We start from the raw sequence: 19,895 nt of genomic DNA, 5'->3' as shown, positions 1-19,895 counted from the left end.
GCCCCGTCCCCTCGGGCGACCGGCGGGTGCGCTGTCTGTGCCCGTCCACTGGTGACGGGCGGGGACGATGGCCAGACCCCGTTGGCGGCACAATGCTGAGGTGACTGTCGCTCAGCCCTGGTCCGAGCAGTCGGGTGTGCTCGTCCTGCCCAGCGGGGCGACGGTGCGCGGACGGCGCATCGCCGCCGAGGTCGCCTCACCCGCCGACTTCGCCCTGCTGTTGGCCCCCGGCCCGGAACCGGCGTGGCCACACCGGCGGATCCGGTGGCCCGACTTCTGGATACCGCTCGATCGGGCGGACGCGCTCGACGCCCTGCGGGCGACGCTGCGACGCGCCCACGACGGTGAGCGCGTCGAGGTGGCCTGTCGGGGCGGGGTGGGGCGCACCGGTACGGCGTTGGCCGCGCTGGCGATCCTCGACGGGCTCCCGGCCGACCGGGCGGTGCCGTGGGTACGGGCGGGCTACCACCCGAAGGCGGTGGAGACCCCGTGGCAGCGGCGCTGGCTGCGCCGCATCGCCTGATCACCACCGCCCCGAGCGCCACCCGCCAAGCGCCCACCGGCCACGCGCCCACCGGCCCCGAGCGCCAGCCGCCACGCGCCCACCGGCCACGCGCCCACCGGCCCCGAGCGCTAGCCGCCACGCGCCCACCCGACCAACGCTGGCGCCGCCGGAGGTGGCACGTGCACCTATCCCTGGGCGATCACCGCCGGCTCAGTGACGTACTCGCGTAGGTGGTCGGCGGTGAGCGTGTCGCCCCGGGCGACCAGTTCGGCGGGCGTGCCGGTGAAGACGATGCGTCCGCCGTCGTGCCCGGCGCCCGGTCCCAGGTCGATGAGCCAGTCCGCGTGCGCCATGACCGCCTGGTGGTGCTCGATGACGATCACCGTGTTGCCGGCGTCGACCATCCGATCCAGCAGGGCCAGCAGTTGGTCCACGTCGGCCAGGTGCAGGCCGGTAGTCGGCTCGTCCAGCACGTACGTGCTGGTCTTCTCCGCAAGGTGGATGGCGAGCTTGAGCCGCTGCCGCTCCCCGCCGGAGAGGGTGGTCAGCGGCTGGCCGAGGCTGAGGTAGCCCAGCCCGACGTCCACAAGCCGGCCGAGGATGAGGTGCGCCGGCCCGCTGGGAAAGAACGCGTGCGCCTCGGTGACCGACATGGCCAGCACCTCGCTGATGTTCTTGCCGCGCAGCGTGTACGTGAGCACCTCGTCGGTGAACCGCCGGCCCTCGCACCGCTCGCAGACGCTCGCCACGCCGGCCATCATCGCCAGGTCCGTGTAGATCAGCCCGATCCCTTTGCAGGCCGGGCAGGCACCCTCGGAGTTGGCGCTGAACAGCGCCGCCTTGACCCCGTTGGCCTTGGCGAAGGCGGCGCGGATCGGGTCGAGCAGCCCGCTGTAGGTGGCCGGGTTGCTGCGTCGCGACCCGCGGATCGGGGACTGGTCCACGATCACCACCCCGGTCCGGCCGCGCAACGACCCGTGGATCAGTGAGCTCTTGCCGGAGCCCGCCACGCCGGTGATGACGGTGAGGACTCCGAGCGGGATGTCCACGTCCACGTCGCGCAGGTTGTGCAGGTCGGCGTGGCGGATGGCGAGCTGCCCGGCCGGTGGGCGTACCTCGTCGCGCAGGGTCACCCGGTGGTCCAGGTGCCGTCCGGTGAGCGTGGCGGAGCGGCGCAGGCCGGGGACGTCGCCGGTGAAGCAGATCCGCCCACCGTCGGCGCCGGCGCCGGGGCCGAGGTCGACGACGTGGTCGGCGATGGCGATGGTCTCCGGCTTGTGCTCCACGACCAGCACCGTGTTGCCCTTGTCCCGCAGTCGCAGCAGCAGGTCGTTCATGCGGGCGATGTCGTGCGGGTGCAGGCCGACGGTCGGTTCGTCGAAGACGTACGTGACGTCGGAGAGGCTGGAGCCGAGGTGGCGGACCATCTTCACCCGCTGCGCCTCACCGCCGGAAAGGGTGGCCGACTCCCGGTCCAGGCTGAGGTAGCCCAGCCCGATCTCGACCAGCGAATCCAGCAGGTCCCGCAGGTTGGCGATCAGCGGCGCCACCGCCGGGTCGTCGACGGCCCGGACGAACTCGGCCAGGTCGCTGATCTGCATGGCCGAGCAGTCCGCGATGTTGCGGCCGGCGATCCGCGAGGACAGGGCCGCCGCGTTGAGCCGGGTGCCGCCGCAGGCCGCGCAGGTGGTGAAGGTGACCGCCCGGTCGACGAAGGCCCGGATGTGCCCCTGCATCGACTCGCGGTCCTTGGCGAGGTAGAGCCGCTTGACCTTGACCGCCAGACCCTCGTACGTCCAGTTGTTGCTGCCCATCTTGATTTTCGTGGCCGGCTTGTAGAGCAGGTCCTGCCACTGCTCGGGGGTGTAGTCCTGGAGCTTGGCGTCCGGGTCGAACAGGCCGGAGGAGACGATGGTCTGCCAGTACCAGGAGTCGACCGCGAAGTTCGGCACCGTGATCGCGCCGCCGTTGAGTGAGCGCTCGACGTCCACCAGCTCGTTCACGTCGAGGTCGGAGACCCGGCCCAGCCCCTCGCAGGTCGGGCACATCCCCTCGGCCAGGTTGAAGCTGAACGCGCCCGCGCCGCCCACGGACGGTTGGCCGAGCCGGCTGAAGACGATCCGCAGCATCGCGTACGCGTCGGTGGCGGTGCCCACGGTGGAGCGGGAGTTGACCCCCATCCGCTCCTGGTCGACCACGATGGCGGCGCCGAGGTTGCGCAGCGAGTCGACGTCCGGCCGGTTGAGGTTGGGCATGAACGACTGGAGGAAGGCGCTGTAGGTCTCGTTGATCAGGCGCTGGGACTCGGCGGCGATGGTGCCGAAGACGAGCGACGACTTGCCCGAGCCGGAGACACCGGTGAAGACGGTCAACCGGCGCTTGGGGATGTCGACCGAGACGCTGGCGAGGTTGTTCTCCCGCGCTCCGCGTACCTCGATGATGTCGTGGCCGTCGGCGACGGACCATGCTGGCTGCGACATGCGAACCCTTCACGAGATCGTGGCAGGGAAGGCCCCGCCGGGCTGACGGATTACATTGTCTCATTCACAACCTCATAGAGGCTTCTGCCGAGATTCAGCCGGGAGGCGCGGCGGAACGCCCTGCAAAGTCTCAAATCACGTGACAACCGGTACGGTGGCCGGCGTGGACAGCGCGCCGAAGGACCGCCTGCGTGCCGTGGACCTGGCTGCGACCGTCGGGATCTCGGTGCAGCAGGTGCGCAACTACGTCGAGGTGGGCGTGCTGCCGCCGGTGCGGCGCACCGCGAGCGGCTATCGGATCTTCACGCCCGAGCACGCCCGGGCGCTGACCGTGGCGCGGCGGCTGGCCGAGGGACATGGCTGGAGCCGTACCCGGGAGATCATGGCGGCGGTGCACCGGGGTGACCTGCCGGCGGCCCTGGCGGCGCTCGACGGCGGCCATGCCGAACTGGACCGGGAGCGCGCCGAGATCCGCCGGGTGCTCGGCGCCTTCGAGACGGTGCTGGGCAGCCCGCCGGCGGTCCGACCGGCGCCACGCCGTGGCGCCCGCATCGGCGAGGTCGCTGCCCTGGTCGGGGTCCGCACCTCGCAGCTACGGCTGTGGGAGGAGCGCGGCCTGCTCCGGCCGGGCCGCACGCCGGGCACGAAGTACCGGGTGTACGACGAGGCCGAGCTGCGGGCCGCGCAGGTCGTGGCGCTGCTGCGCCGGGGCGCCTACCCGTTCGAGATCATTGAGGCGGTGCTGGGCGAGCTGCGCACCACCGGCAGTGCGCAGCGGGTCCGCGCCGAGCTGGGCCGCCGTGAGCAGGAGCTGCACGCCCGCAGCCTGCGTCGGCTTCGGGGGAGTGCCGCGCTGCACGACTACCTGAGCGATCGTGGCGCGGCCAGATGGTCGGCAGGCCAACCGGACCCACCGAGCGATCTTGTTGGCTAGGGTCGGGCCTATGAGAGCTGCGCTGCTGGCGGTCACGGCGTCCGCCGTCCTGCTCGCTCCGGCGCCGGTCACCGCCGCCACGGGCGCCCCCACCGCGACGGCCGTGCGGTGCCCCACGGTGCCGGCCCCTGCGGTGTCCCGGCCGCCCCGGCCCTCGCCCCCGCCCGCCGTGCCCGAGCAGCGGGTGGTCGGCGGCGCCGGGCTGGACACCAGCGGCCTGGTCGTGCCGGCCGGCGTCGGCGCGCCACCGGCGGTCACCGCCACCTCGTGGCTGGTCGCCGACCTGGACACCGGCCAGGTGCTCGGTGGCTGCGGACCGCACGAGTACGGCACCCCGGCCAGCGTGCAGAAGCTGCTGCTGGCGGCCACGATGCTGCCCCGGCTGGATCCGAAGCAGACGGTCACCGTCACCGCGGCGGACATGGACATCGAGCCCGGATCCTCCGCCGTCGGTCTGGTCGAAGGGGGCCGGTACAGCGTCGAGACGGTCTGGCTGGGGCTGCTGCTCAACTCGGGCAACGAGGCGGCGAACGTGCTGGCCCGGCTGGGCGGCGGGGCGGACGGCGCGGTCGGCGGGGTACGCGCCATGAACGAGCAGGCGCACCGGCTCGGCGCGCTCCAGACGCACGCGGTCACCCCCTCCGGGCTGGACGGCAAGGGGCAGTTCACCAGTGCGTACGACCTGGCGCTGATCGCCCGGGCCTGCTTCGCCGAGCCGACCTTCCGCCGGTACGCGCTCACCGAGCAGACGCAGATCCCGGCCCAGCCGAAGCAGCGCACCAAGGGTTTCCAGATCCAGAACGAGAACCAGCTCATCTACCGGTACCCGGGTGCGCTCGGCGGCAAGACGGGCTTCACCGATCTGGCCCGGCACACCTATGTCGGGGCGGCGCAGCGTGACGGGCGGCGGCTGGTGGTGACCCTGCTGGGCGCCGAGCCGGCGCCGATGCGCGGCTGGGAGCAGGGCGCGGCCCTGATGGACTGGGGCTTCACGCTGCCCCGCGACGCCGCCGTCGGCCGGCTGGTCGAGCCGGGCGAGCTGATGGCGACGCCGTCGGCCGCGCCGTCTGAGTTGGCCGCGCCCGGCGCGCCCCGGCCGGCGGCGGCCAGCGGTCCGGTGCGCTCCGGGTCGGGGTGGCTCTGGTCGGTTACGGCGCTGGGCGGCGCGGGCGTGCTGCTGCTGGGCGGGCTGCTGTGGCGCCGCCGTCGCCGGCTGCCCTGACGGATCGACAACCGGCCCCGACATCCATAGACTCCGGTCTTTCTGGCACCACGAGTCCAGGAGGATCCCTTGTCGAGTGAACTCGAACCGCGGTCCGGCGTGGCGGCACCCCGCCGGCCGGTGCGCGTACTGAACCGCCTCGCGGGGGTGACGGTGCTCGCCGGCGCGCTCGTCGCCGGCGCGTCCGCCACCGCCGTCGCCGCGCCGCGCGCGACGGCGGACGCGGTGACCGCGTCCGCCGCCGATGCCGCCACCCGCCCACCGCGCACGACGCACGGGCCGTGCGCGTACGCCGAGACGCCCGACGAGCCGGCTGCCCGGCCGGTGCCCCTGCCGCCCGACCCGCGGCGTACGCCGGACCGGGGCACCGTCCGGGTCACCCTCTCCACGAACCACGGGCCGATCGGGTTGACCCTGGACCGGGAGGCCGCACCGTGCACGGTGCAGAGCTTCCTGCACCTGGTTCGCAAGCGCTTCTACGACCGCACGTCGTGCCATCGGCTCACCGCGTACCCCACGCTGAGTGTGCTGCAGTGCGGTGACCCGTCCGGCACCGGCGAGGGCGGTCCGGGTTACCGGTACCGCGACGAACTGCCGACCGACCTGCCGCCCGCGCCCACCGACCCGACCGGGGAACGCCGGGTCTACGAACGAGGCGTGCTGGCCATGGCCAATGCCGGGCCGGACACCAACGGCAGCCAGTTCTTCCTGGTCTACGCCAACTCCGCGCTGCGCCCCAACTACACGATCTTCGGCGAGGTGGACGCGGCCGGGATGGCCACCCTCGACCGGATCGCCGCCGGGGGAGTGGCGCCGACCGCCGAGGACCCGGCGCCGGTCGACGGCGCACCGGCGCTGCCGGTGGACATCCGCCGGGCCGTCCGCTCGCACCACCACCACTGACCGTTCGGCGCGGTGGGCGGCCCCGGGTCGCTCACCGCGCCAGCGTGTCGTGCCCGAACCGCCGGGGGTACCCGTCGGCAGTTCGCCGTCGCTGGCCCGCAAACAGTCGCCGGAAACCGGAACTTTCGGGAGCCGAACCGGAACCGGCGAAACCGGTGTCCGACACGATTCCGACCGTCACGACCGGCCGGGTGACCCGGTCGGCGGGGCGGCGGTGCTGTCCCGGACGACCAACTCGGTGGCGAGTTCCACCCGGGGGGAGTCGATGGCCTCGCCCTGGGCGAGCCGCAGGACGGTCCGCGCGGCCAGCCGACCCATCTCGACCAGCGGTTGCCGCACAGTGGTCAGCGGCGGTGACGCCCACCGCGCCTCGGGCAGGTCGTCGAAGCCGACCACGCTGACGTCGCCCGGGACCAGCAGGCCCCGTTGCCGGATCGCCTCGTAGACGCCGAACGCCATCTGGTCGCTCGCCGCGAAAATCGCCGTCGGCGGCTCGTCGAGGTCCAGCAGCGAGGACCCGGCGGCGAAGCCGGACGCGTGGTAGAAGTCGCCGGGTCGGAGCAGGTGTTCCTCCAGCGGCAGGCCCACGGCCTCCAGCCCGGCCCGGTAGCCGTCCAGCCGGGCTCGGCTGCACAGCAGGTGCGTCGGCCCGGCCACGAACCCGATCCGCCGGTGCCCGAGCGAGAGCAGGTGCTCGGTCGCGGCGAGCCCGCCGGCCCAGTTGGTGGCTCCTATGGTGGGCACGTCGGTGGCGGGCACGCCGGCCGGGTCGACCACCACCACGGGCACGTTGAGCCGCCGCAACTGGGCGTAGAGCGGCGGGCTGACGTGCGAGGTCACGAAGATGACGCCGTCGGTGGCCCGGGCGCGCAGGTTCTGCAGCCACTGCCGGGCGGCGGTGGACTGTCGGTGTATCGCGGAGACCACGGTGCCCACGCCGGCGGCGTGCCCGACGTCCTCGACCCCGCGGATGATCTCCACGGCCCAGGGGCTGTCCAGGTCGTTGAAGACCAGGTCGACCAGGCCGGCGCGCTGGACCGTGCGGCTGGCGCGACGCCGGTAGCCGTGGTGGCGCAGCAACTCCTCGACCCGTTCCCGGGTGCCGGGGGCCACGTCCGAGCGGCCGTTGAGCACCCGGGACACGGTCGGCACCGAGACTCCGGCCTCTCGCGCGATGGCGCTGATGGTGACCCTGCGTCCGTCGTCCGCGTCCACCCGCGTCTCCTTTGTTCTTTCGGGGGCGGGCCGGACGCCGACGCCGGGATGCCCAGGAGCAGCGTGCCCGTCCCATCGGTCATCTTGCCGCACGGACCGGGGGCTGGCGACAGGGCGCATCGCCGCCGTGTGCCGGGAAGTTGCGGAGAAATCCCGGAAGTCCGGCTGGTCGGCACGGGCCGGCGCGTCGCCGGGCCCGGCGCGGCACCCGTGACCTCGCCGCTCAGCCGCTCAGCCGCTCGCCGTACCGGCGGCCGACGGCGGCCGATCGGGCCCGGGGGAGGGCGTGCACGGGGCGCAGGAGGACCGGACGACCAGTTCGGTCGGCAGCCGGACGTGCGGGTCGCGTTCGATGCCGCCGACGAGGTCCATGAGCAGCCGCATCGCCTCGGCGCCCATGCGCTGCAGGGGTTGCGCGATCGTGGTGAGCTGCGGGGTGACCAGCGCCGACTCAGGGATGTTGTCGAAGCCGATCACGGACAGGTCATCGGGCACCGTCAGGCCCATGGACCGGGCGACGTCCATCGTGGAGATCGCGGAGAGGTCGTTGCCGGCGAAGACGGCGGTCGGCCGGTCGGGCAGTGCCAGCAGTTCGGCGGCCGTGGCGGCGGCGCTCTCGACCCGGAAACCGCCGACGCGGACGAGTCGTTCGTCGACCACGACGCCCGCGTCGGTCATGGCCCGGCGGAAGCCGGCCTCGCGAAGGCGCGCCGACTCGAGGTCGGGGCGACCGCTGATGTGGCCGATGCGGCGGTGACCGAGCGACAGCAGGTAGTTGGTCGCGAGCACCGCGCCGGCGAAGTTGTCGGAGTCGACGGTGGGCAGCCCCGACGGGCCGGTGTGGGGGTCGACGGCCACGACATGGAAGCCCTGCTGGGTCTCGACCACCGTCGGCGTGACGATCACGGCCCCGTCGATGAGCGTCCCGGACAGGCGGGCCAGCGAGCGCCGCTCCCAGCCGACGGCCGTGCCGTCGCCGTCGCCGCCGGAGTAGGCCAGCAGCTGGTAGCCGGTGCCGGCGACCTCCTTCGACGCGCCCTTGAGCAGCTCGGTCGAGAACGGCTCGAACTCGGCGACCAGGATGCCCAGGACGTTCGTCCGGTGGCTGCGCAGGCTCTGCGCTCCCAGGCTGGCCTCGTAGCCGAGCTGGTGGATGACCTCCCGGACGCGCTCCACGGTCGCCTGCGCCACGCCGTAGCGACCGTTGACGACCTTCGACACGGTCGCCACCGAGACGCCGGCCGTACGGGCCACGTCCGACATCTTGACACGCTCGGGGAAGGTCACGCCGACGATGATAGAGGGCCACCTGGGAGGCGTCGCAAGGGAATCGAAAACGTTATCGACAACGGTTGACACCCCGTTGCGGGGACTGCAAAACTCGCCGCACCTAATTACCGCCACTGCTAGTCGAGGAGACGTGTCGATGGCGATGAAGCACCGCGCGGGCGCCACCCTGGCGCTGTTGATGACCACCGCACTGCTCGTCGCCGGGTGTAACGGCGGCGACAGCGACGCACCCGCCGAGAACGAGCTCTACAAGAACCCGGTGACCCTGACCTGGTGGCACAACGCCTCCCAGGACGGGCCTGGCAAGACGTACTGGGAGAAGGTCGCGAAGGACTTCTCCGCACTGCACTCGACCGTCACGATCCAGATCGAGGCGATCGAGACCAACCAACTCCAGCGCACCCGGCTCCCCGCCGCGCTGCTGACCAGCGACCCGCCGGACATCTTCCAGGCGTGGGGTGGCGGCGAGATGCGTGAGCAGGTGGAGGCCGACTACCTCAAGGACATCACCGGTCAGGTCAAGGACGAGGTCGCCAACATCGGCAGCGCGACCGAGATCTGGCAGGTGGACGGCAAGCAGTACGGCCTGCCGTACCGGATGGGGATCGAGGGCATCTGGTACAACAAGGAAATGTTCGCGAAAGCGGGCATCACCGCTCCTCCGACCACTTTCGAGGAGCTCAACCAGGCGGTCACCAAGCTCAAGGCCATCAAGGTCATCCCGATCGCGTTGGGCGCCGGTGACAAGTGGCCCGCCGCGCACTGGTGGTACAACTTCGCGCTGCGTGCCTGCTCGGTCGACACGCTCAAGAAGGCGTCCGTCGACCTGGTCTTCGACGACCCGTGCTTCGTCAAGGCGGGCCAGGACCTGAAGACCTTCATCGGCACCAACCCGTTCCAGCCGAACTTCATCGCGACGCCGGGCCAGAACGACCCGACCAGCGCCAATGGGCTGGTCGCCAACGGCAAGGCCGCGATGGAGCTGATGGGCGACTGGAACAGGGGCACCCTGGAGACCGTCGCGGAGGACCCGCAAGCCCTCACGAAGTTCCTCGGCTGGTTCCCCGTACCGGCGATCACCGGCTCCGCCGGTGACCCGAAGGCGGCTCTCGGCGGCGGCGACGGGTTCGCCTGCGCCAAGAGCGCCCCGGCCGAGTGCGTCGAGTTCCTCAAGTACATCGTGAGCCCCGAGGTGCAGAAGGGCTTCGCCGCGACCGGCACCGGCCTGCCCGTAGCCAAGGGTGCGGAGGCCGGCGTGGCCGACCCGTCCCTGAAGTCCATCCTGGAGGCCACCTCCGGTGCGACGTATGTGCAGCTCTGGCTGGACACGGCCTTCGGCAGCACCGTCGGCAACGCGATGAACGACGCGGTCATCGCCATTTTCGCCGGCAACGGCTCCCCGGAGAAGGTCGTCGACGCGATGAAGGCGGCCGCGAAGAAGTGACCTCCACCAACCCGACCCTCAGCCCCGCCGGCGGCGCGTCCGCGCCGCCGGCGGGCCCCCCGGCCGCCCGACGCCCGTCGTCCCGCGCTGCCGAGACCAGACGCAAGTGGTACGAGATCATCGGGCTCACCACACCGGCGGTCGCCGTCTACGTGATGTTCGTGCTGGTGCCGATGGGCTTCGCGGTCTACTACAGCCTCTTCCGCTGGCGCGGGGTCGGGCCGCCCACCGAGTTCGTCGGAATCAACAACTACATCCTCGCCTTTCAGGACCCGATCTTCCTGGACGCGCTGCGCAACAACGCCATCATCGTGTTCGGCTCGCTGCTGCTCCAGGGCCCCATCGCCCTGGCCGTGGCCCTGCTGCTCAACCGTCGCTTCCGCGGCCGCACCGTGTTCCGGCTCCTGGTGTTCGTGCCGTACGTCCTCGCCGAAGTCACCGTCGGCATCATGTGGAAGTTGATCCTCACCGGCGGCGGAACCATCGACGTGCTGCTGCGGCAGATCGGTCTGGGCAGCCTGGTGCAGGCGTGGCTCGCCGACCTCGACATCGTCATCTGGACGCTGCTGGTCGTCCTCACCTGGAAGTACGTCGGCTTCGCGATCATTCTCCTGCTCGCCGGGCTGTCGAACGTGCCGCCCGAGCTGACCGAGGCCGCCGCGATCGACGGCGCGAGCTGGTGGCAGACCCAGCGCCACGTCACGCTCCCGCTGCTGGGCCCGACGATCCGGATCTGGATGTTCCTGTCGATGATCGGCTCGTTGCAGGTCTTCGACGTGATCTGGGTGACCTCGGTGCCCGCGGTCCGGTCGCTCGGAGCCTCGGCCACGATGGCCACCTACATGGTGGACAACGGCTTCTTCGCCCGGCTCTGGGGCTACGGCAACGCGGTGGCCGTGATCCTGTTCGTCATCTCGTTCATCGCGGCGCTGCTGTTCCAGCGCTTTCTCCTCCGTCGCGACATCGAGGGCGCCGTCACCGGAAGGAGGAACTGACCGTGGCCGAGAACGCGCTGACGTCCCCCTCGTCGCCGCACCGCCGTCCGTTCTCGTGGGGCAATCCGCTGACCTACGGGCTGGCCCTCGCGATCGCCGCCGTCTCCATCGCCCCGGTGGTCTACGTGATCGTCGGCGGCTTCCGCACCACCCCGCAGATCATCGCGGACCCGGCCGGGCTGCCCGATCCCTGGGTGTGGGACAACTACGCCAGGGTGCTGACGCGGAGCGACTTCTGGCAGCAGGCGTTCAACAGCGCGGTGATCTCCCTGGGTACGACGCTCGGCGTCGTGCTGCTCGGCGTCTGCGCCGCGTTCGTGCTCGCCCGCTACAGCTTCCGCGGCCGGGAGGCGCTCTACACCTTCTTCACCCTCGGTCTGCTCTTCCCGGCCGGGGCGGCGATCCTGCCGCTCTATCTGATGCTGCGTGACCTCAACCTGATCAACTCCTACTACGCGGTGATGCTCCCGCAGATCGCCTTCTCGCTGCCGCTCACGATCGTGATCCTGCGTCCCTTCCTGGCCGCCGTACCCCGTGAGTTGGAGGACGCCGCAGCGATCGACGGCGCGGGCCGGCTCGGTTTCCTCTGGCGCGTCATGCTGCCGCTGTCCCGGCCCGCGCTGGTCACCGTCGGGGTTCTCGCGTTCGTGGCGAGCTGGAACGCCTTCCTCCTGCCACTGCTCGTGCTCGGCGACGCCGACCTGCACACCCTGCCGCTGGGCGTGCAGAACTTCTCCAGCCAGTACACCTCCGACACCGCCGGAATCCTCGCGTTCACCTCGCTGGCGATGCTGCCGGCACTTCTCTTCTTCACCTTCGCCGAGAAGCAGATCGTCGGCGGCCTGCAGGGCGCGGTGAAGGGCTGAGCGGCACCGGTACGCGCAGAGAGTCGAAACACCGCATAACCGTCTACCTGTTCGCCCGGCGGCCCCTCGTACGGGGGCCGATGGGCGTCGGAGGAAAGTGACCGACAACGTGACGCTGGACATCGAACAAAGCACCGCGACCTGGAACGACCCGACGCAGGCGTTGACCACCCGTGTCGACGCCCTGGTCGCCGCCATGACCCTGGCGGAGAAGATTTCGCAGCTCTACGGCGTGTGGGTCGGGGCCTCCGCCGACGGCGGTGAGGTGGCTCCCTACCAGCACGAGATGGAGGAGGCGGTCGACCTCGACGCGCTGCTGGAGACCGGGCTCGGCCAGCTGACCCGGCCGTTCGGCACCGCACCGGTCGACCCGGCGCTCGGCGCGCTGTCGTTGCTGCGGAGCCAGCAACGGATCACCGCCGCCAACCGCTTCGGCATCCCCGCGCTCGCCCATGAGGAATGCCTGGCCGGCTTCGCGACCTGGGGCGCCACCGCGTACCCGGTGCCGCTGTCCTGGGGAGCCACCTTCGACCCCACCGTGATCCGGCGGATGGCCGCCATGATCGGCTCCGACATGCGCCGCCTCGGCGTGCACCAGGGGCTCGCGCCGGTGCTCGACGTGGTCCGCGACGCTCGCTGGGGACGGGTCGAGGAGACCGTCGGCGAGGACCCGTACCTGGTGGGGACGGTTGCCACCGCGTACATCCAGGGGCTGGAGTCCGCGGGCGTGGTGGCCACCCTGAAGCACTTCGTCGGCTACTCCGCCTCCCGGGCCGGGCGCAACCTCGCACCGGTCGGCATGGGCCCACGGGAGCGGGCGGACGTGATGCTGCTGCCGTTCGAGATGGCGGTCCGCGAGAGCGGCGCGCGATCGGTGATGCACGCCTACACCGACACCGACGGGATGCCGTCGGCGGCCGACGAGGAGCTTCTCACCGGCCTGCTCCGGGAGACCTGGGGGTTCACCGGCACGGTGGTCGCCGACTACTTCGGCATCGCCTTCCTGCACACCCTGCACGGCGTGGCCGGCGGCTGGGGCGAGGCGGCCGGGGCCGCGCTCGCCGCCGGGGTGGACATCGAGCTGCCCACGGTGAAGACGTTCGGTCAGCCGCTGCGGGACGCGATCGCCGCCGGGCAGGTGCCCGAGGCGCTGGTGGACCGGGCGGTGCGCCGCGTGCTGCTGCAGAAGGCGCAGCTCGGGCTCCTCGACCCGGACTGGAACCCGGTGCCGCCGGCGCTCGACGGCGTCGACGTCTCCGACCCCGACGCCGTGCGTGGCACCGTCGACCTGGACTCGCCGGCGAACCGGGCGCTCGCCCGGGAGGTGGCCGAGCAGGCCATCGTGCTGCTGCGCAACGACGGCACCCTGCCGCTCGCCGGGCCGGCGCGGATCGCGGTGATCGGCCCACAGGCCGGGAGTCCGGCGGCGGCGCTGGGCTGCTACTCGTTCCCGGTGCACGTCGGGTCCCGCCACCCGGAGCTGCCGGCCGGCATCGAGCTGCCGACGCTGGCACAGGCGTTGGCCGGCGAGTTCCCGGCGAGCGAGATGGTCGTCGAGGTCGGCGTGGGCATCGACGACCCGGACACCGGCGGTGTCGCCGCGGCCGTCGAGGCGGCCCGGAGCGCCGATGTGGTGATCGTGGCGCTCGGTGACCGGGCCGGGCTGTTCGGTCAGGGCACCAGCGGCGAGGGCTGCGACGCCGAGTCGCTGGCCCTGCCGGGGGCGCAGCAGCACCTGCTGGACGCGCTGCTGGACACCGGCACGCCGGTGGTGGTCGCCCTGATCGCCGGCCGGCCGTACGCGCTGGGCCGGGCGGTCGACGAGGCGGCGGCCATCGTGCAGTCCTTCTTCCCCGGCGAGGAGGGGCCCACGGCGATCGCCGGGCTGCTCAGCGGGCGGGTCGAGCCGCAGGGGCGCCTGCCGGTCAGTGTGCCCCGCAGCCCCGGCGGCCAGCCCACCACCTACCTCGCCGCCCGGCTGGGGCATGCCACCGACGTCTCCAACCTGGACCCCACCCCGGCGTACGGGTTCGGGCACGGGCTCAGCTACACCCGGTTCGACTGGTCGGAGCTGGCGGTCGAACAGGCGGTGGCGGAGACCGATGGCGAGCTGCGGCTGGCCTTCACGCTGCGCAACAGCGGCGACCGGTGGGGCAGCGAGGTGGTGCAGCTCTACGCGCACGACCCGGTGGCCTCGGTGGTGCAGCCGGTGCAGCGGTTGATCGGCTACCTGCGGGTGCCGCTGGACGCCGGCGCGGGCTGCCGGATCCAGGTGAGCGTGCCGGCCGATCTGTTCTCGTTCACCGGGCGGAACGGTCGACGGGTGATCGAGCCGGGGGCGTTGGAGCTGCGCCTCGGCTCGTCCAGCACGCAACCCCGGCTGGTGGCGGCGGTCGCGCTGACCGGCCCGGCACGGCAGCTGGACCACACCCGACGGATGCATCCGCTGTTCACCGTCCACCCGACCGTCTGAGCGTCGTGTACACCGACCTGCCCGAGGAGCAGCTGCGCGGCTACCGCAGCGCGGTGCGGGAGCCCGCGGACTTCGACCAGTTCTGGGCCGGCACCCTGGCGGAGGCCCGGGACGCCGGTTGGCCGGTACGGGCCGAGCCGGTGGCGAGCGGGCTGGCCGGCATCGACGTGCTCGACGTGACCTTCGCGGGCTTCGCCGGCCAGCCGGTGCGGGCCTGGCTGCGGGTGCCCCGTGGGGCCGGCACGGCGCTGCCGACCCTGGTCCAGTACGCCGGTTACGGCGGCGGGCGGGGGCACCCGCTGGAGAACCTGCTCTGGGCGTCGGCCGGGTTCGCGCACCTGCAGATGGACACCCGGGGGCAGGGGTCGGGCTGGAGTCGGGGCGACACCCCGGACCCAGGCGCCGCCGGCCCGGAGGCGCCCGGGGTGGCCACCCGGGGCATCGCCGACCCGCGCACGTACTACTACCGGCGGCTGATCACCGACGCGGTCCGGGCGGTGGACGCCGTCCGGACCCTGCCGGTGGTCGACCCGACCCGCGTGGCGGTGCTCGGGCACAGCCAGGGCGGCGGGTTGGCGCTCGCGGCCGGAGCGCTGGCACCCGGCCTGCGGGCGGTGGTGGCCTTCGTGCCGTTCCTCTGTGACATCCCGCGTGCGGTGGTCGCCACCGACGCCCGCCCGTACCGGGAGATCCGCGACTACCTGGCGATCCACCGGGACGCCGAGGAGCGGGTGCTGACCACCCTCGCGTACGTCGACGGGGTGAACTTCGCCCGGCGCTGCCGCCGGCCGGCGCGCTACTCGGTGGCGTTGATGGACGACATCGTGCCGCCGTCGACGGTCTACGCCGCCGTCAACGCCCACGCCGGCCCGACCGAGCTGTCGGTGTGGCGGTACAACGGCCACGAGGCCGGCGGCATCGACGACGACGAGGCGGCGCTGCGCTTCCTCGGCGAGCACCTGGGCGAGGGCGAGGGCGAGGGCCCGCTCGGCCGGCGGCCGGACGCTGATCCGGCGCGGAGCCCCGGCCGGGCCTGATAGACAGGACGGGTGCGCAGGTCAGGACGGGTGGGCGGCGCCGTCGTACTGGCGCTCGTCACGCTGCTCGGCGGCTGCTCGCGGCCGGAGCCCCGCCCGGAGCCCACGGTCGCGGTGCCGGCGTCGTCGAGCCCCGTCCCGTCGAGCCCTGCCCGGTCCGCCGCCGCCCGGCTGCCGGGGTTCGTGGTGCTGACCGACCTCGACCCCCGCATCCACGCCGACATCCGGTACGCCGGCGCGCACAACTTCGTCGGCCGGCCGATCAGCGGCTACCCCGAGCCGCTGTGCCTGCTCACCCACCAGGCCGCCGAGGCGCTGCGCCGGGTCCAGAACGCCGCGCTGGCCGGTGGGCACAGCCTCAAGGTGTACGACTGCTACCGGCCGCAGCCTGCGGTGGACGACTTCGTGGCCTGGGCGAAGCGCCCCGGCGAGCAGCAGACCAAGGCCGAGTTCTATCCGGACGTGGCCAAGAGCCGCCTCTTCGCCGACGGCTACATCGGGGCGCCCACCGCGCACAGCCGGGGCAGCACCCTGGACCTGACCCTGGTCGACGAGCCCGCCGCCAGCCAGCCCCCGTACGATCCCGGACGGCCGCTGGTCGCCTGCACCGCGCCGCGCGGGCAGCGCTTCGCCGACAACAGCATCGACATGGGCACCGGTTTCGACTGCTTCGACGCCCGGGCGCACACCGCCGACCCCCGGATCACCGGCACGGCCCGGGACAACCGGCGACTGTTGCAGCGGTTGATGACCGACGGCGGGTTCGTCAACTACGACCGCGAATGGTGGCACTACCGTTTCCGCGACGAGCCGTACCCGGACACCTACTTCGCCGCGCCCGTCGCCCGATCCTCGGTCGGCTGACGCCCGGGCGGCTCACGTCCAGTAGAGGATCCGGCACGCCGGCACCCGCGCGGCCAGTTCGGCGACGAACCAGCCGCGCAGCTCGCCCATCGTGTCCCGTGGATAGACGTACTTGACCGCGCCGAACTTGCCGTGTTTCCGGCTGCGCGACTCCTCGTCCATCTCCAGCCGGGTCCGCGGGTACCAGCCGAGCAGCACCTCCTTGCTGCCCGGCGTGAACCGGTGGGTGATCAGCTCGGCGGTCAGGTCCAGCTCGGGCACCCCGTCGACCGCCGCGGCGACCTGGTTAAGCAGCTCGCCGTAGCGTTCCCGCCAGTCCGGCAGCGGCATGATCGGCGCGATGGTCAGCCCGACCGGGTAGCCCGCCAGAGCGAGCCGGCGCAGCGCGGCGAGCCGGTCCGGCAGCCGGGCGGTGCCGCCCTCGAACCGCTCGCTGACCGGGGCGCAGTTGACGCTGAACCGGACCCGGGTCCGGCCGGCGTGCGGCAGACCGACGAAGCTGTCCACGTCGGCGTACTTGGTGGTCCAGCGCAGTTGCACCGGCGCGTCCCAGCCCGCGAAGTGCTGCACCGCCCGGAGCCAACTGCCGGTCAGGTGCTCCAGGGCGAGGGGACCGGTGTAGCAGGACGCCTCGAAGGTGGTGCCCTCGTCGGCGCGCCGCGCGTTGCGGCTGGTCACCGTCCCGCTCCCGGCGTACGCGGCCAGCCCGGCCAGGATGTCGTCGAGGTCGGCGTACACGCGGGTCACCGGTGGGCCGGAGAGTGACCCGGCGAGGTAGCAGTACTGGCAGTGCGCCGGGCAGCCCTCCGCCAAGTCGACGCGCCAGTCGGCGCTGGGCGCGATGGGTTGCAGGACGCGTCGCGAGGGCGGGCTCACCACGATCGCCATGGTCGACCTCGCTCGCGCGTACGTCTCGCGGTCGGTGCGCCCGCGTACGCCGCTCAGCCGGTTGGACCGCAGCCGCTCCACCTCGATGCCCAGCGCCCGCACCCGCTCGGTGATCCGTTGTCCGTGCGGGTGCTCCAGCGCGGCCGGGGTGACCACCACCCGGTTCGGGGTCCAGCGGCGCGCCGGCCGGGCCGCCGGCGCGAGCCCGGTCAGGTCGCGGGTCGGCACCCGCTCGCCGCTGGCGTCGTGCGGCGCGGCGGGCACGTCCGCGGCGAGCGGCTGGTCGACGTTCACCGCGTCCGGGCTGGTCACCGGATCGGGGTACCCGTTGCCGGAGGAACCCCACCCGATCCACCGCCGCGCGATTGACGCCACCCGGGCCCAGCGAATAACCTTTCGTCTATCTGTAAACCTTGTGAACAAATGGTTTCCAGCGACGCGGCGGCGCGCGTCCCCAGGCCACCGACCGAAGGGACGATCAGGTGATCGCAGAACTCTCCACCCGTGCCAGACGGATCATCTCGCTGCTGGTCGCCCTGATCGTCACGGTGACCGCCGGCATCGCCGTCAACGCCTCGCGCGCCGCACAGGCCGCTCCGACGTTCAAGGTCCTGGCCTTCTACAACGGCACCTGGGACGCGGCGCACATCGACTTCGTCCGGGACGCCCGCGCCTGGTTCCCACAGGCGGCCGCCCAGTACGGCTTCTCCTGGGAGGCGACCACCAACTGGGGCCTGCTGAACACCGCGAACCTGGCCCAGTACCAGGTCGTCATGTTCCTCGACGACGCGCCGCCCGCCGCACAGCGTCCCGCGTTCGAGCAGTACATGCGCAACGGCGGGGCGTGGCTGGGCTTCCACGTCAGCGCGTTCACCCAGAACCCGTCGAGCTGGAGTTGGTACTACAACACCTTCCTCGGCAGCGGCTCGTTCCAGACGAACACCTGGGGACCCACCCGGGTGACCCTGCGCGCCGACAACCGTACCCACGCCGCCACCCGGAACCTCCCGGCGACGTTCTCGTCGTCGATCAGCGAGTGGTACTCCTGGAGCAACGACCTGCGGCAGAACCCCAACATCGACATTCTCGCCTCGGTCGACCCGTCCAGCTTCCCGGTCGGCACCGACCCCAACCAGTCCTGGTACGGCGGCTACTACCCGTTGGTCTGGAGCAACCGGCAGTACAAGATGCTCTACGCGAACTTCGGGCACAACGCCATGAACTACAGCACCAACACCGGGCTGTCGTCCACCTTCGACAGCGCCCAGCAGAACCGGTTGTTGATCGACGGGCTGCACTGGCTCGCCGGCGCCGGCACCGTCCCCCCGACGACGCCCCCGCCGACCGACGGCATCTCGCCGACCGCCTGGCACACCGTGGTCAACCGGGGCAGCGGCAAGTGTGTCGACGCACGGGCCGCCGCCAGCGCGAACGGCACCGCCGTCCAGCAGTACGCCTGCAACGGCAGCACCGCGCAGCAGTACCAGTTCCCGCCGACCAGCGGCGGCTACCTGCGGATCAACAACCGCAACAACAGCGCCCAGGTGCTCGACGTGACCAACGTGTCGACCGCCAACTCGGCGCCCATCCAGCTCTGGTCCTACAGCGGCGGAAACAACCAGCAGTGGCGGGCCGAGCCGGAGGGCGGCGGCTACTACCGGTTGGTCAACCGCAACAGCGGCAAGTGCCTCGACGTGCCGGGAGCGTCCACGGCCGACAGCGTCCAGCTCGTCCAGTACACCTGCAACGGCACCGCGGCGCAGTCGTTCCGGCTGGTCCCGCAGCCGTAGACCCGTCGCCGGAACCTCCCGTCGTCACGACACCTGACCGGCGCGACCGAATCGAGCGGCGACGCCCCGCAGCACGGCGCGCAGCTCCGGTGGGTCGAGCACGTCGAAGTCCACCTCCAGGGTGCCGAGGAAGGCGGCCAGGTTGGCCAGCGACTCCCCGCCGGTGTGCAGCAGGCAGGTCTGCTCGTCGATCGCCTCGAGCAGGCCTGCCGTGGAGGGGATCCGCTGCGCCATCCGGTCGGCCGGCGCGTGCAGGCGTACCCGGGCGGGGTGCGGCCAGGCTGTGGAGCCGACGCCGCGCAGCACGTGCGCGACCGCGTCGCCACCGGGCGGCTCGCGGGGTGCGAAACGCGGACCGGTCGGCACCCGGGGCCGGATGCGGTCGGCGCGGAAGGTCCGCCAGTCGGCCCGGTCGGTGTCCCAGCCCAGCAGGTACCAGCGCCGGCCGGTGTAGACCAGCCGGTACGGCTCGACGTCGCGCACGGTGGTGGTGCCGTCGTGCCCGGCGTAGTCGAAGCGCAGCCGCTCGCGGCGATGCACGGCCGTGGAGACGGCGGTGAGCGTCTCGGCGTCGACGGTCGGGCCACCGGCCGCGGCGGAGACCGTGGCCGTGCGCAACGCGTCCACCCGGTGCCGCAGCCGAGACGGCAGCGACTGCTCCAGCTTGGCCAACGCCCGCAGCGACGTCTCCTCGATGCAGCGCACCGAGCCGGACGCCGCCGCCCGCAGGCCGACGGCCACCGCCACCGCTTCGTCGTCGTCGAGCAGCAGCGGCGGCAGGGCGGACCCCGCGCCGAGCCGATAACCGCCGGCGACCCCGGGCCGGGACTCGATCCGGTAGCCGAGCACCCGCAGCCGTTCGACGTCGGCGCGCACCGTGCGGGCGGTGACCGCCAACCGGTCGGCCAGCTCCGCGCCGGACCAGTCACGGTGGCCCTGCAGGAGGGCGAGCAGCCGCAGCAGTCGCACGGAGGTCTCCACCATGCTGG

Annotated in this window: 16 protein-coding genes; 11 read left to right on the top strand and 5 right to left on the bottom strand. The window is 72.3% G+C overall.

Features of this window, described 5'->3' with window-relative positions; all coding sequences use genetic code 11:
- Positions 1 to 100: 100 nt before the first annotated feature.
- Positions 101 to 523: a protein-tyrosine phosphatase family protein gene (locus tag ABZU69_RS24480; RefSeq protein ID WP_354966669.1), complete on the top strand. Its 423-nt coding sequence runs from the start codon at positions 101 to 103 to the stop codon at positions 521 to 523.
- 167 nt (positions 524 to 690) lie between these two features.
- On the opposite strand, the gene ABZU69_RS24475 is transcribed toward ABZU69_RS24480, so the two are convergent.
- Positions 691 to 2,985 carry an excinuclease ABC subunit UvrA gene (locus ABZU69_RS24475; protein WP_354966668.1) on the bottom strand — a complete coding sequence of 765 codons (2,295 nt, stop codon included), beginning with the start codon at positions 2,983 to 2,985 and terminating at the stop codon, positions 691 to 693.
- A 163-nt stretch (positions 2,986 to 3,148) separates the two neighbouring features.
- Here ABZU69_RS24475 and ABZU69_RS24470 point away from each other — a divergent pair, with 163 nt between their 5' ends.
- From ABZU69_RS24470 to ABZU69_RS24460, 3 genes are all read left to right on the top strand, one after another.
- Positions 3,149 to 3,919, top strand: coding sequence for a MerR family transcriptional regulator (locus tag ABZU69_RS24470; protein ID WP_354966667.1), 771 nt, complete (start codon positions 3,149 to 3,151; stop codon positions 3,917 to 3,919).
- A gap of 10 nt (positions 3,920 to 3,929) precedes the next feature.
- Entirely contained in the window at positions 3,930 to 5,141 is a 1,212-nt protein-coding gene (locus ABZU69_RS24465) for a D-alanyl-D-alanine carboxypeptidase (RefSeq protein ID WP_354966666.1), read from the top strand.
- 69 nt (positions 5,142 to 5,210) lie between these two features.
- The gene (locus ABZU69_RS24460; RefSeq protein WP_354966665.1) at positions 5,211 to 6,044 is read left to right on the top strand and encodes a peptidylprolyl isomerase; all 834 of its coding nucleotides are present in this window, start codon (positions 5,211 to 5,213) and stop codon (positions 6,042 to 6,044) included.
- A 177-nt stretch (positions 6,045 to 6,221) separates the two neighbouring features.
- On the opposite strand, the gene ABZU69_RS24455 is transcribed toward ABZU69_RS24460, so the two are convergent.
- Together ABZU69_RS24455 and ABZU69_RS24450 are read right to left on the bottom strand one after the other, a co-directional pair.
- Positions 6,222 to 7,259 carry a LacI family DNA-binding transcriptional regulator gene (locus tag ABZU69_RS24455; protein ID WP_354966664.1) on the bottom strand — a complete coding sequence of 346 codons (1,038 nt, stop codon included), beginning with the start codon at positions 7,257 to 7,259 and terminating at the stop codon, positions 6,222 to 6,224.
- A gap of 231 nt (positions 7,260 to 7,490) precedes the next feature.
- Positions 7,491 to 8,546, bottom strand: a complete 1,056-nt coding sequence (locus ABZU69_RS24450; RefSeq protein ID WP_354966663.1) for a LacI family DNA-binding transcriptional regulator — start codon at positions 8,544 to 8,546, stop codon at positions 7,491 to 7,493.
- A gap of 139 nt (positions 8,547 to 8,685) precedes the next feature.
- Between ABZU69_RS24450 and ABZU69_RS24445 the strand changes: the two genes are divergently transcribed.
- From ABZU69_RS24445 to ABZU69_RS24420, 6 genes are all read left to right on the top strand, one after another.
- The gene (locus ABZU69_RS24445) at positions 8,686 to 9,993 is read left to right on the top strand and encodes an extracellular solute-binding protein (RefSeq protein ID WP_354966662.1); all 1,308 of its coding nucleotides are present in this window, start codon (positions 8,686 to 8,688) and stop codon (positions 9,991 to 9,993) included.
- Positions 9,990 to 10,988 (top strand): sugar ABC transporter permease, encoded by a 999-nt coding sequence (locus ABZU69_RS24440; RefSeq protein ID WP_354966661.1) that lies wholly within the window; start codon positions 9,990 to 9,992, stop codon positions 10,986 to 10,988. The genes ABZU69_RS24445 and ABZU69_RS24440 overlap by 4 nt, the downstream gene beginning before the upstream one ends.
- Complete coding sequence (locus ABZU69_RS24435) at positions 10,985 to 11,854, top strand: carbohydrate ABC transporter permease (protein ID WP_354966755.1); 870 nt, start codon at positions 10,985 to 10,987, stop codon at positions 11,852 to 11,854. The genes ABZU69_RS24440 and ABZU69_RS24435 overlap by 4 nt, the downstream gene beginning before the upstream one ends.
- Positions 11,855 to 11,951: 97 nt before the next feature.
- Positions 11,952 to 14,327 (top strand): glycoside hydrolase family 3 N-terminal domain-containing protein, encoded by a 2,376-nt coding sequence (locus tag ABZU69_RS24430; RefSeq protein ID WP_354966660.1) that lies wholly within the window; start codon positions 11,952 to 11,954, stop codon positions 14,325 to 14,327.
- A 5-nt stretch (positions 14,328 to 14,332) separates the two neighbouring features.
- The gene (locus tag ABZU69_RS24425) at positions 14,333 to 15,364 is read left to right on the top strand and encodes an acetylxylan esterase (RefSeq protein WP_354966659.1); all 1,032 of its coding nucleotides are present in this window, start codon (positions 14,333 to 14,335) and stop codon (positions 15,362 to 15,364) included.
- Between the two features lie 12 nt (positions 15,365 to 15,376).
- Positions 15,377 to 16,228, top strand: coding sequence for a M15 family metallopeptidase (locus ABZU69_RS24420; protein ID WP_354966658.1), 852 nt, complete (start codon positions 15,377 to 15,379; stop codon positions 16,226 to 16,228).
- A 12-nt stretch (positions 16,229 to 16,240) separates the two neighbouring features.
- On the opposite strand, the gene ABZU69_RS24415 is transcribed toward ABZU69_RS24420, so the two are convergent.
- On the bottom strand, positions 16,241 to 17,428 hold the full coding sequence (locus ABZU69_RS24415; RefSeq protein ID WP_354966657.1) for a spore photoproduct lyase family protein: 1,188 nt from the start codon (positions 17,426 to 17,428) through the stop codon (positions 16,241 to 16,243).
- A gap of 170 nt (positions 17,429 to 17,598) precedes the next feature.
- On the opposite strand from ABZU69_RS24415, the gene ABZU69_RS24410 reads away from it, so the two are divergent.
- Positions 17,599 to 18,906, top strand: a complete 1,308-nt coding sequence (locus tag ABZU69_RS24410) for an RICIN domain-containing protein (protein WP_354966656.1) — start codon at positions 17,599 to 17,601, stop codon at positions 18,904 to 18,906.
- 24 nt (positions 18,907 to 18,930) lie between these two features.
- On the opposite strand, the gene ABZU69_RS24405 is transcribed toward ABZU69_RS24410, so the two are convergent.
- Complete coding sequence (locus ABZU69_RS24405; protein ID WP_354966655.1) at positions 18,931 to 19,890, bottom strand: YafY family protein; 960 nt, start codon at positions 19,888 to 19,890, stop codon at positions 18,931 to 18,933.
- Between the last annotated feature and the right edge of the window lie 5 nt (positions 19,891 to 19,895).

It is taken from the genome of Micromonospora sp. NPDC005206, from assembly GCF_040608175.1.
Taxonomy (GTDB): Bacteria; Actinomycetota; Actinomycetes; order Mycobacteriales; family Micromonosporaceae; genus Micromonospora.
Note: the sequence above shows the minus strand (reverse complement) of the source record. Positions and strands in the feature narration are given on the sequence as shown.

What these genes read in the sequence shown, in the direction of transcription:
- ABZU69_RS24475 (WP_354966668.1), bottom strand. Translation starts at nt 2,985, where the DNA reads ATGTCGCAGCCAGCATGGTCCGTCGCCGACGGCCACGACATCATCGAG.
- ABZU69_RS24465 (WP_354966666.1), top strand. Translation starts at nt 3,930, where the DNA reads ATGAGAGCTGCGCTGCTGGCGGTCACGGCGTCCGCCGTCCTGCTCGCT.
- ABZU69_RS24445 (WP_354966662.1), top strand. Translation starts at nt 8,686, where the DNA reads ATGGCGATGAAGCACCGCGCGGGCGCCACCCTGGCGCTGTTGATGACC.
- ABZU69_RS24405 (WP_354966655.1), bottom strand. Translation starts at nt 19,890, where the DNA reads ATGGTGGAGACCTCCGTGCGACTGCTGCGGCTGCTCGCCCTCCTGCAG.